Annotated in this window: 9 protein-coding genes; 6 read left to right on the top strand and 3 right to left on the bottom strand. The window is 41.1% G+C overall.

The window, feature by feature from the left end; all coding sequences use genetic code 11:
• Nucleotides 1–120: 120 nt before the first annotated feature.
• Entirely contained in the window at nucleotides 121–993 is an 873-nt protein-coding gene (locus OEG80_RS04960) for a LysR family transcriptional regulator (protein WP_020443718.1), read from the top strand.
• Between the two features lie 536 nt (nucleotides 994–1529).
• On the top strand, nucleotides 1530–3029 hold the full coding sequence (putP, locus tag OEG80_RS04955; RefSeq protein WP_011513904.1) for a sodium/proline symporter PutP: 1500 nt from the start codon (nucleotides 1530–1532) through the stop codon (nucleotides 3027–3029).
• Nucleotides 3030–3458: 429 nt separating this feature from the next.
• Here putP and OEG80_RS04950 read toward each other — a convergent pair whose 3' ends face one another.
• The 3 genes from OEG80_RS04950 to OEG80_RS04940 form a co-directional block, all read right to left on the bottom strand.
• Nucleotides 3459–4886: an outer membrane protein transport protein gene (locus tag OEG80_RS04950; RefSeq protein WP_149491800.1), complete on the bottom strand. Its 1428-nt coding sequence runs from the start codon at nucleotides 4884–4886 to the stop codon at nucleotides 3459–3461.
• A gap of 370 nt (nucleotides 4887–5256) precedes the next feature.
• Nucleotides 5257–6489, bottom strand: a complete 1233-nt coding sequence (locus OEG80_RS04945) for an OmpP1/FadL family transporter (RefSeq protein ID WP_263242092.1) — start codon at nucleotides 6487–6489, stop codon at nucleotides 5257–5259.
• 220 nt (nucleotides 6490–6709) lie between these two features.
• On the bottom strand, nucleotides 6710–7066 hold the full coding sequence (locus OEG80_RS04940; protein WP_263242090.1) for a SlyX family protein: 357 nt from the start codon (nucleotides 7064–7066) through the stop codon (nucleotides 6710–6712).
• A 114-nt stretch (nucleotides 7067–7180) separates the two neighbouring features.
• On the opposite strand from OEG80_RS04940, the gene OEG80_RS04935 reads away from it, so the two are divergent.
• The 4 genes from OEG80_RS04935 (at nucleotide 7181) to OEG80_RS04920 (ending at nucleotide 12084) form a co-directional block, all read left to right on the top strand.
• Nucleotides 7181–9127: an ATP-binding cassette domain-containing protein gene (locus tag OEG80_RS04935; RefSeq protein ID WP_263242089.1), complete on the top strand. Its 1947-nt coding sequence runs from the start codon at nucleotides 7181–7183 to the stop codon at nucleotides 9125–9127.
• A gap of 431 nt (nucleotides 9128–9558) precedes the next feature.
• Nucleotides 9559–10143 carry a ubiquinol-cytochrome c reductase iron-sulfur subunit gene (gene petA / locus OEG80_RS04930; RefSeq protein WP_011513909.1) on the top strand — a complete coding sequence of 195 codons (585 nt, stop codon included), beginning with the start codon at nucleotides 9559–9561 and terminating at the stop codon, nucleotides 10141–10143.
• Between the two features lie 22 nt (nucleotides 10144–10165).
• Entirely contained in the window at nucleotides 10166–11371 is a 1206-nt protein-coding gene (locus OEG80_RS04925; RefSeq protein ID WP_011513910.1) for a cytochrome b, read from the top strand.
• A complete protein-coding gene (locus OEG80_RS04920; protein ID WP_011513911.1) occupies nucleotides 11371–12084 on the top strand; it encodes a cytochrome c1 in 714 nt (237 codons plus the stop codon). The genes OEG80_RS04925 and OEG80_RS04920 overlap by 1 nt, the downstream gene beginning before the upstream one ends.
• Nucleotides 12085–12148 lie beyond the last annotated feature (64 nt).

Below are 12148 nucleotides of genomic sequence, written 5' to 3'. Positions count from 1 at the left end.
GGCTAATCCTATAATAATAATTGATGATTCTTTCATAGTTGCAAACTTTTATTTCTAATACATTATGATTGGGTCAGCCAACTTTTATTTATAGCTCGTTATGTAGCTAAGGACATCGGTGTGAATACCACAAATTTGACGACATTCGTGACTGTGATGAATACAGGTAGTATTTCGGGTGCAGCAGAAAAGCTTTTCATTACTCAGCCTGCGGTCAGTAAACGCATCAAAAACTTAGAAGATGAGTTTAATATCACGTTATTTGATACGGTGGGTCGCGGTATTGTCCCAACTCAAGCAGCCAGTGAGATGCTACCTCATGCCAAACGATGGCTTGAAGACTACGAAAACTTTAAAATCAATCTGCAGCACTCTAAGCATATTGTATCCGGCAAACTTGTCATTGGTACTAGCCATCATATAGGCTTACACCATCTCGCCCCTGTTCTTAAGCATTTTATCCAAGCCTATCCTGCCGTACAGCTTGAGGTACATTTCGTCGATTCAGAAACCGCACATAAAGCGGTACTTGATGGTGACTTGTCTCTAGCCTTTTTGACCCTGCCACCCGTTTATGACAAGCGTTTAACCTATCATACTCTATGGTCAGATCCACTTTACTTTATGACTGGCACCTTATCACCTTTGGCCAGTAAATCTAATGTGACACTAGAGCAATTGGCACGTTACCCTGCTATCTTGCCATCTGCCAATACCTTTACCAGTCAAATTACCTTGGCTGAATTTGCCAAACACAATCTAAAGCCTTATGCCACCATGAGCACCAACCCACTTGAATCTATTCGGATGCTGGTGTCTGTAGGACTTGGTTGGTCAGTATTGCCGCAAACGATGATTAGTCAAGACTTAGAGCGTATTGATATGGCAGATAATATCGAATTACAGCGTCATTTAGGCGTGGTAATTAACCCAAAACTGACCCAATCAAACAGTGTAACTGCACTATTAGATTTGCTAGCACCCATTGAATAATGGTGCTATTAAATAACAGTCATTCAATAAAAACTCCTAGTCTGGTGTGGTTGGATATCTAAGATAAAATAACTTTCTAAAATATTACTTGCTGAAAGATACTGAGTTAGCATTTATGACGCTCATACGTTATAATGCCTCTGACGTTTTTTATAACATAATTTTACCCAACTGGCACTGATAATCATATATTGAACATCTCTAGTAATATATGATAGTAAACAGTAGGTTTAATGGTTTTAAATGATTGGTTATATAAGCGACTAATATTTGGCAAGTGATAAAGAGATGATGGCATTTAACATAGCAACACAGAAGTATATTTGCCCTTTTCTATACAACATTGTTTGATAAGTATTGGTCCTAAAACAGCATCAATCATATAAAACTAACAGAAGATATTGAATAAAAGCCATTATGTCCTACTTAATGGCTTTTTTTGTCTTTAGATATTGTTTCTAAACATCGTCTTGCAAGACTTAATTTTTCTCGTTAAAAATAATGACAGCCAACAACGTTGGTTAAGGACTATTTATATGAACGGAGTTTCTAGTGGCGTGCTGATATCACTTGGCGCCTATTTCTTAGTGATGATCGGGATTGGGGTTTATGCTTATTTTAAGCAAGCCAATGATACCGAAGGCTATATGCTTGGTGGTCGTAGTCTCGGTCCTGCGGTAACCGCTTTATCCGCTGGCGCATCAGACATGTCCGGTTGGTTATTACTTGGTTTACCGGGTTATATGTATGCCGATGGCGTCGTGAGTATTTGGATTGCCCTCGGTTTGACATTGGGTGCATTTTTAAACTATATCATCGTGGCACCGCGCTTACGTGTTTACACTGAAATTGCAGATAATGCCATCACATTACCTGACTACTTTGCAAATCGATTCGAAGATAAGTCGCATATGCTGCGTGTTATCTCAGCAGTTGTAATTATTTTATTCTTTACTGTTTATACAGCAGCTAGCTTAGTTGGTGGTGGTAAACTGTTTGAAAGCTCACTCAACTTATCTTATACCACAGGTTTGTGGGTGACTGCTGGTGTGGTTGTCGCCTATACTCTATTTGGCGGCTTTTTAGCAGTGTCAATGACTGACTTTGTACAGGGCATTATCATGCTATTTGCGATGGTTATCGTACCTGTTGTAGCCTTCACTGATCTTGGTGGAATTTCAGCCACAACTGAGGCGGTCAGGAACATCGATCCAAGCTTACTTAATGTCACCAGTGGTATGACAATCCTTGGTATTGTCTCGTTAATGGCTTGGGGTTTGGGGTACTTTGGGCAGCCGCATATTATTGTACGCTTTATGGCTATTCGCTCAGTCAAAGATATACCAACGGCACGTAACATTGGTATGAGCTGGATGATTGTGAGTCTAATCGGTGCATTGATGACTGGTTTTGCAGGTCGTGCTTATGTACAAAAAACAGCAATGACTTTAGATGATCCTGAAACTATCTTCTTAGTATTCACCCAGTTCTTATTCACGCCATTAGTTTCAGGCTTCTTGTTAGCCGCTATTTTAGCCGCGATCATGAGTACAATCTCATCACAGCTATTGGTCGTATCAAGCTCACTAACCAAAGATGTGTATAAGCTATTTTTTGATAGAGATGCACCAGAAGCCCGCCAAGTAATGGTCGGTCGTCTTTCAGTTATCGTGGTCGCCGTCGTTGCTATTTTACTGGCTTCTAATCCTGAAAGCTCTGTATTAAGTTTGGTCTCTAACGCTTGGGCAGGATTTGGTGCGGCATTTGGACCATTGGTTATTTTCAGTCTTATCTGGCGCGGTATGAACCGAAACGGTGCGGTTGCTGGTATGGTCGTTGGTGCATTAACTGTCATCTTATGGATCTATGGTCCTTTCCAGATGAACGGTATGGCACTAAATAGCTGGTTATACGCTATCGTTCCAGGCTTTATCTTAAGTACTATTGCCATCTTTGCTGTAAGTATTATGACAGGTGGTCCAAAAGCCTCAGTCTCAGCGAAGTTTAAAGAAATGGAAATGAACTTAGATCAATAAGCACTTTTTAATTACTGCTGTTAAATTAGAAAACCTCGCTACTGTTATAGTAACGAGGTTTTTTATTGTTTGATTAAATATCATTGGGTTATTTCAATGCTAACTGCCTCTATATCATCAATTTGCGTGATAAAAAGGCAGTTAGCAACCCTCTACGTCTATTATTCTGACAGTTACTACTTATCTATTTTTAAATAGATGCAGTATCACTAGGCTACTTCTTGCAAATCTCTATACTACCTAATAATAGCAAGTAGTAAATATTTATATAAATAGCATTCAAATATCAATATTAACGTACCGTTTCTATCTATTTCTATTTCTATAGCTATAGAAATAGCTATTAGGTTTTTCCTCGATTCATATATAAGAAAGCGACCCTTAATGGATCGCTTTCTCATGTCTAACCTATTTGTCTATAATAATGTTTTATTTAGCTTGATAAGATATTTTTACACCAGCCACATAACCATCGTTGTCTTGGAAGTCACCAACGATCTTATCTGTAGGTAGTTGACCTTGAGCATCACCAAACCATAAGTATTTACCACCTGCTGATACTGCCCAGTTCTCTGTAAGGTTATACTTAGCACCTAGACCAACACTGTAATAACCATCAATTGGACCTAATGAAGTCGTTGGATCACCAGCGCCACTATCCCAACCAACTGTACCACTAATGGCTAAAGCTGGAGCAATACGTTTAGCAAGACCAAGCTCTACCTGCCATTGATCATCTTCATACTCAACCAAATCTAGTCCATTAGGACCATATCTACCTTTACTAACTTCATTATATAAAGGAGGAGTAATGGCAAAATCACTCCACGGTACCCAGCGTACTTTGGCCGTCGCTAATGTAGTAGGATTAAGACCAGTTTGGAAATCAAAGTTTACTGATTGTGGTGTGGTTAATTCCATGTTAGCAACTTGAGTATCTGGAATAGAACGTGGAGGTGTATCAGTAGCACCAATAGCTGGTGCTAAAGGATATTTCTCATAAATATTCATACTATGATCAATTTCAGAGCGATATGTGAGAGCGGCTTTTAAAGCGATTTCAGGCTTGCTGTACGATACACCAGCTAACCATCCATAATCTTGATCTGGGCTAATATGTGAGGTATATCCAGTCGCTGGACCATAAGCAAGACCACGTAATTTAACGTCTGCTTGTACACGCTGTGCTACTGGACCACCGTAGACTTGAAACTCTTTACTGGCACCGAACTTTGCGCCAAGAATAGCAGTAATACTTTCGCTACGAACTTCGACATTAGTTCCTTCACCTTTGTTAGCCGCTTCAGCGCTTGCAATAGCACCTACTGTTTTAAGACTTTTTATAGTCTCTACAGCTGCAGCTCTTTGCTCCGGAGTAGCCAGTGGATTTTGAGCTGCAGCAGTTGCTGCTACAATCGCAGGTCCTATAGTTGCAGCTGTTACTTTCCCACCGCTTAATTCTATAATAGAAGCGTTTTGATCACCTTTAGATACAAAATTATTATCACCTTCGTATTTGGCAGAAGCACCAAATGGCTCGTCATATAAGATACCGACACTAAAAGTATCATTAATGTCTGCCTTTACGCCATAACGAAAGAAGTCGTAAGACTCAGCAATATCACCAGTGGCATTACCTTTAACATAGGTATTGCTTGTAGGGACATTGTTAGCACTGTCGAAACCACTAACGTCTGCGTCGATGTAGGTATAGACCGCCTCAGCATAGGTGCCATCTTGTAGGAATGCTGTAATATCTTGACCTGAACGATCAAGACCTGCAGCATTAGACATACTGGCTATAGAAAGAGTAGCTATCGCTACAGCAAGAGTTTTTAAATGAAAAGTAGCGCGCATTGGGTATCTCCAAACATCCTAGTTGTTAAATCATCTTCATAACTCATATTCGGCATTGTTGCTTAAAATATAAACTTATGTAAACGACGTCCTGAATGAATAGTAATCACTTTTTGACACTAAAACAACACTTAAAACACTTTATTTCTTAATAATGACTGTTCAGTACATTTATCTAGACCTAAAGCAAACGAACAAAAATACAAAACAAATATTCATAAAGTAACTCATAAATTGTAATTTTAGCAAACTTAAATCTAATAGTTAGTAATTCTAGATTTTTAATTTAATACATAAAAAAGCGACCCATTAAGGATCGCTTTTTTGAGACAACAGCATTAACCCTATATCAAGCTAATACCATTACATTTTAGTTAAAATTTTGCTTGGCTTGATAAGATAATTTTACACCAAGAGCAAAGCCATCATTGTCTTCAAAGTTACTGACAACAGTTTTGCTAGGAATTTGACCTTTTGCATCACCGAACCATAAGTACTTACCACCAGCAGAAATAGCCCAGTTGTCGGTCAAATTATACTTTGCACCAAGACCAGCGCTATAGTAACCTTCAATAGGACCTAGTGACGTAACTGGATTGCCAGCACCACTGTCCCAACCAACCGTACCTGTCACCGCTAGTACTGGTGTTAGACGTTTAGCAAGACCTAATTCAACCTGCCACTGGTCTTTATCATAACTAACCAAATCTAAACCTTCAGGAGGAATACCAGGCTGACCTGCTAATTTTTGGCTAGTCTCATTGTATAATGATGGTGTAATCGCAAAATCACTCCATGGTACCCAGCGTACTTTTGCTGTAGCTAGCATCGTAGGATTAATACCCGTTTGGAAATCAAAATTCACTGATTCAGGGGTAGTGATCTCAATATTATCGATTCTATTTGGCGAAAGACCAACTCTCTGAGCGAAAGGATAGATTTCTGCAGCCTGTGTATTATGCTCAATTTCTGAACGATACGTTAGAGCAGCTTGTAAGGCAATTTCAGGCTTACTGTAAGCGACGCCAGCCAACCAGCCATAGTCCTGATCAGCACTGATATTGGTAGTATAACCATTAGCGATACTATAAGCAGTTCCACGCAATTTCACATTGGCTTTCACACGTTGAGCTACTGGACCACCATATACCTGAAAGTTCTTATTTTCGCCAAGTTTTGCGCCAACAATGCCAGTGATGCTTTCAGTACGAACTTCAACATTGGTACCTTCACCATTTCTAGGTGAAAGAGGATTTTGATCTACAAAGTCATTCTTACCACTATAGTCAGCCGCTGCACCAAAAGGCTCGTCATATAAAACCCCAACACTAAAAGTGTCGTTGATATCCGCTTTTACACCATAACGAAAGAAGTCATAAGACTCAGCAATATCATCAATCTCTTTACCTGACGAATCTTTACCAGTGACATCGCCATCAATATAGGTATAAACCGCTTCAGCATATACACCATTTTGTAAAAACGCTGTGATATCTTGACCTGAACGATCAAGACCTGCCGCACTCGCAACACTAGCAACACTAGCAATAGAAAGAGTAGCAATAGCTACCGTGAGGGTTTTAAGATTAAAATTTGCGCCCATTGTGTATCTCCAAACATCCACGTTGTTTACCGCTATCCCGAACTTTGTCAGGTAGACGGTACTTAAGGTGAAGGATACTAATGTTTTTAATACACTAAAACAACATTATTTCTCTAATATGACTGGATAGTCACTGTAAGGTAGTTTTATTCGAAAATACACATATAAATTCATTAAAAATAATTCAGTTTAGTCGCTGTTTATGTATGGCATATTATGGTTAATAATGGGGTGGTCTGTCTGCTATGACGTCAAAAGGTGCTACGCCTCCTTCTTCATCTTGGCTTTCAACTTGTTTATAAATAAATTGTAACTGTCGTTGTAGCGTTTGGATATGTTTGTCTTGACGAGTAATGACGTCGTCAAGGCGTTCTACAGTTAGCTCAAGATGAGACATATTCATCTGCAGTTCAACTAACTGTAATTGTAAATCAGCTTGTGTGGTTGAGTTGTCGGTATGAGGCTTGGATACACTGTTATTTTTTGGATTTGCTTCATTCATATTTTTCTCAATACTGGATGCGATGGCTAAAGCCTTAATAAGATGTTCTACATTGCTTGACAAATTAATAGTCATAAAATCGTGCTGATAAATCTATTTACGCACGCTACAGTTACGTGGCAGCATGTTATACTGCTGCAAATTTTGCAACAACCCCTACCTCACTATTATATAAGCTTAAGATACTCTATGGCACTGATACATTTAAAAGATATTCATCTCGCTTTTGGCGTCGCTCCTGTCCTTGATGGTATTGACTTTGCTATCGATTCAGGCGAGCGCGTGTGCTTAATTGGTCGCAATGGCGAAGGCAAATCCACCTTATTTAAACTGATTAATGGCACATTGTTGCCTGATAGCGGCGAAGTTATTATTAATAATAGTGTACGCGTCGCTATGCTCGAGCAGGATGTACCTGAAACCAGCGGTAGAATTTTAGATATCGTTATGGGTGGCAGCAAACGCACTGCCGAGCTGCTGATTAACTATAATGCGCAAACTGATTTGTGTGCCAATGGTGACATGGATGCCTGCGAGCGTATGGCAGACTTGCAGCATGATATCGATGCGGTACATGGTTGGGATTTAGAGCGCGAAGCAACACGTCTTATCACGACAATGGGTCTCGATCCAGACGATGACTTATCGTCACTATCTGGTGGTCGTAAGCGCCGTGTTTTATTAGCACGCTCGTTAGTGACTAAGCCTGATGTACTGCTCCTCGATGAGCCAACCAACCATTTGGACGTTGATAGTATTGAATGGCTTGAGCGCTTCTTATTGGATTGGCAAGGTCTGACATTATTATTTGTCACCCATGATAGAGCATTCGTTAATAAACTATCCACTCGTATCATTGAGCTTGACCGTGGTCAATTGACCAGCTATGACGTGACTCAAGGCGAAGGTGGCTATGCACGCTACCAAGAGCTAAAAGAGCTACAGTTATTGGCTGAAGAAAAGAATAATGCCAACTTTGATAAAAAGTTAGCCCAAGAAGAAGTATGGATTCGCCAAGGTATTAAAGCACGCCGTACCCGTAACGAAGGTCGCGTCCGTGAGCTAAAAGCCTTACGTGAAGAGCGTAGTGACCGCCGTGAACAAGTCGGCAATGTCAATATTACGATGGGTCAAGGCGAGAAAAGCGGCAAGCTGGTCTGTAAAGTCAAAAATCTACACCTACAATATGATGACCATGTGTTGGTCGATAACTTTAGTACCACCATCATGCGCGGTGACAAAATCGGTATCGTCGGTCCTAATGGTGCAGGTAAAACTACGCTCATTAAAGCCCTACTCGATATGTCAGACGACGATGTGATCAAAACAGGCAGCGTTGAGCTGGGTACGAATTTAAAAATCGCTTTCTTCGATCAGCTGCGTGATCAGTTAGATCTTGAAGCCAGTGTGGCGCAAAACGTCTCAGAAGGCTCTGACTTCGTCGAAGTCGGCGGTCGTAAAACGCACATTATGAGCTATCTACAAGATTTCTTATTTGCGCCAGAGCGTGCCCGTACGCCTGTCAAAGCATTATCAGGTGGTGAGCGTAACCGCGTGCTACTAGCTAAGCAATTATTAAAACCTGCAAATATCCTCGTACTCGATGAGCCAACCAACGACTTGGATATGGCGACACTTGAGCTACTAGAAGAATCAGTCGCCAGCTTTGGTGGTACGATTTTGCTCATTAGCCATGATCGCTCATTTATGGACAATGTCGTCACTTCTACTTGGGTATTTGATACTGATGAAGATGGTAAAGGGACGGTCAGCGAGTATGTCGGCGGCTATCAAGAGTATTTGGTACAAAAGAATCGCGAAGAAGCTTCTAAAGCAGCTAAATCTTCTAATAGTAATACTACTGCCAACAGCAAATCTGCCAATAAATCAGCGGCAGTAGCGAAACCTAATACTGCTGCTAAAAAGCTTAATTTCAATGACCAGCGTGAGCTTGATGCGTTACCAAAAGAGATTGCTGCTTTAGAAGCGGAACAAATGCAGCTAGAAGAAAAGCTAGCCGACGGTACTTGGTTTAACCAAGATTTTGATGCGGCAACAGCTGCTAGTGAGCGACTGCTTGCAATTGAAGATGAGATGATGATTAAGCTTGAACGCTGGAATACGCTTGAGAGCTAATCTAAGTCTTTATGCACGTAATTATCATCATTTTATAATATAAAGTGGTGATAATAGCGTCACAGCGACTTACAAAGTAGTGATGTGCTGAAAGTTAGTGAACATTGTCGTAATTTCAAGTATCATTCGCTATTGCCGAATACCCTTATCATTTATAAGGTCATTATCCATAACATTTTTGTTGATATAAAGCTGCTATTAAACATTGATAATTAAGGTGTTATGTCTTGATCACTTTGTTTAACGCTGAAGCGTGCCCTATTAAGGTTGCTTTATTTTTAACACAATAATTTATTTTATGACCAAAATAGCTTAGAATAGCAACAATTAGCAAAATTAGGCACAGCTAACGTGGCTTGATAATTGTTTCTATTCTAAGTCACAAACCCAGTGTGGGATAATCCCATTTCATTCACCTGGAGGAAGTATTAATGAGCCATGCCGAAGGCGTTAACGTACAACGCCGTAGAGTTCTGATTGCCTCGACTGCCGTAATTGGTGCAGCTGGGGTAGCTGCTGTGGCAACACCTTTTGTCCGCTCTTGGACCCCAAGTGCTAAAGCTGAAGCTGCTGGTGCAGCAGTGACCCAAGATATTGGTTCTATCGAAGCAGGGCAAATGATTGTTGTCAAATATCGTGGCAAACCCATCTTTGTGGTTAAGCGTACTGAAGAGATGCTCACCCTGCTTGAGTCAGTAAAGCCATTATTGTCTGACCCTGATTCTAGTGCCTCTTTGCAACCTGAGTACTGTAAAAATCCTGAACGCTCTATCTCACCAGAAGTATTGGTGGTAGAAGGCGTCTGTACACATTTAGGTTGTGCACCAAACTACCGTCCCGATGTTGGCGCAGCCGATTTAGGTGGTAATGACTGGTATGGAGGGTTTTTCTGCCCATGTCATGGCTCTAAATACGATTTAGCGGGTCGCGTTTATAGTGGCGTACCTGCACCGCTTAACTTACCTATCCCAGAGTACAACATGGATGGTACCATCTTGACGATTGGGGAGGCTTAATATGAGCATGGGTAAAAAGTTAATGCATTGGGTGGACGCGCGTTTTCCTGCGACTGAAACCTATGAATATCATATGTCAAAGTACTATGCACCAAAGAACTTTAACTTTTGGTACTTCTTTGGCGTGTTATCAATGGTGGTACTGGTCAATCAGTTAGTAACTGGTATTTGGCTGACGATGATGTATAACCCAAGTGCCGAAGGGGCATTTGCGTCTGTTGAATATATCATGCGTGATGTTAAGGGCGGTTGGCTCATCCGTTATATGCACTCGACCGGCGCGTCAGCGTTCTTCGTAGTGGTATATCTGCATATGTTCAGAGCCTTGCTATATGGTTCATACCAAAAACCGCGTGAGCTGATTTGGCTTATCGGTATGGGTATTTACTTAGCATTGATGGCAGAAGGTTTCTTTGGTTACCTACTTCCTTGGGGCAATATGTCATTCTGGGGTGCTCAGGTTATCTTGAACTTACCTGCAGCCTTACCTGTCATTGGTGACGGTCTTGCTGAGTGGGTTCGTGGTGATTATATTATTTCAGGTATCACCCTAAACCGCTTCTTTGCCTTGCATGTGGTTGCGATTCCGCTTGTGCTTGTGGGCTTAGTCTTTATGCACTTAGTGGCTCTGCATCATGTGGGTTCAAACAACCCTGATGGTATTGACATTAAGAAGCTAAAAGATAAAAACGGCGTGCCATTAGATGGTATTGAATTCCATCCGTACTACACCGTACACGATATGGTTGGTATTGTTGTCTTCTTTATCTTATTCTTTGCTGTGGTATTCTTTTTCCCAGAAGGCGGCGGCTTCTTCCTTGAGCCACCAAACTTTGAGACTGCCAACTCACTGAAAACACCAGCGCATATTGCACCGGTATGGTACTACACGCCTTTCTATGCCATCTTACGTGCCGTTCCTGATAAGCTTGGTGGTGTGATTGCGATGGGTGCTGCTATTGCCGTATTGTTCTTAATACCTTGGCTTGATAGATCGCCAGTACGCTCGATACGTTATAAAGGCATTTTATCTAAAATCGCTTTAACCGTGTTTGCTATTAGTTTCTTAGTATTGGGTTATTTAGGTGCGACGCCTACCACCCCAACAGCAACTATAATGGCTCGTATCTTTACCATATTGTATTTCTTGTTCTTCTTATTGATGCCGTTTTACACTGCCATTGAGAAGTGTAAACAGCCACCAGAACGCGTTACCGGAGGTCACTAATGAGCACGCTAATTAAATCCCTAGCAGGTTTGGGCTTAGGCGCGGCATTAACTTTGACTGCTGGTAGCGCTCTAGCAGCAGGTAGTGGCTGCGGTACGTTTACCAATGCTGAGGGCATTGTAGAGCATTTGGCTTGTAGTACAGCGCCTATTGATTTTACCAATAAGGGCTCACTACAAAACGGTGCTAAGACGTTTATGAACTACTGTGCTGGGTGTCACTCAGCCAAGTACGTTCGTCACTCACGCATCGCTAAAGACTTAGAGATACCACCTGAGTTGGTCGAAAAGTATTTGATGGTGACGACCGATCAGATCGGTGATCATATCGATGCTGAGATTGACCCTGAAGTACAAGCCTCATGGTTTGGCGCGGCTCCTCCAGATTTGTCACTTGAGACAAGACTGCGCGGCGATGATTGGGTTTACACTTACCTATTGTCTTTTTACGAAGATCCAAGCCGTCCTTGGGGTGCTAATAACTTAGTCCTCGCAAATGCGGCAATGCCTCACGTTTTGCATAACATGCAAGAAGAGCTGAGTCAGGAAGAGTTCGAATCTGAAGTAGGTGACTTAGTTAACTTCATGGCATGGATGGCAGAACCTGTTCGCCATGATCGTAAAGTGATTGGTTTCTTTGTGATTTTATTCTTACTTGTCTTATTAATTCCAGTTTACTTGCTCAATAAAGAATTCTGGAAAGATATCAAATAAGCGATATTGATAATCGAGCAAGATATTGGTATAAAAAAAGCATTACTTCGGTAGTGCTTTTTTA

It is taken from the genome of Psychrobacter sp. SC65A.3, assembly GCF_025642195.1.
Classification (GTDB): domain Bacteria; phylum Pseudomonadota; class Gammaproteobacteria; order Pseudomonadales; family Moraxellaceae; genus Psychrobacter; species Psychrobacter cryohalolentis.
Note: the sequence above shows the minus strand (reverse complement) of the source record. Positions and strands in the feature narration are given on the sequence as shown.

What these genes read in the sequence shown, in the direction of transcription:
- petA (WP_011513909.1), top strand. Translation starts at nt 9,559, where the DNA reads ATGAGCCATGCCGAAGGCGTTAACGTACAACGCCGTAGAGTTCTGATT.
- OEG80_RS04925 (WP_011513910.1), top strand. Translation starts at nt 10,166, where the DNA reads ATGCATTGGGTGGACGCGCGTTTTCCTGCGACTGAAACCTATGAATAT.
- putP (WP_011513904.1), top strand. Translation starts at nt 1,530, where the DNA reads ATGAACGGAGTTTCTAGTGGCGTGCTGATATCACTTGGCGCCTATTTC.
- OEG80_RS04935 (WP_263242089.1), top strand. Translation starts at nt 7,181, where the DNA reads ATGGCACTGATACATTTAAAAGATATTCATCTCGCTTTTGGCGTCGCT.
- OEG80_RS04920 (WP_011513911.1), top strand. Translation starts at nt 11,371, where the DNA reads ATGAGCACGCTAATTAAATCCCTAGCAGGTTTGGGCTTAGGCGCGGCA.
- OEG80_RS04945 (WP_263242092.1), bottom strand. Translation starts at nt 6,489, where the DNA reads ATGGGCGCAAATTTTAATCTTAAAACCCTCACGGTAGCTATTGCTACT.
- OEG80_RS04940 (WP_263242090.1), bottom strand. Translation starts at nt 7,066, where the DNA reads ATGACTATTAATTTGTCAAGCAATGTAGAACATCTTATTAAGGCTTTA.
- OEG80_RS04950 (WP_149491800.1), bottom strand. Translation starts at nt 4,886, where the DNA reads ATGCGCGCTACTTTTCATTTAAAAACTCTTGCTGTAGCGATAGCTACT.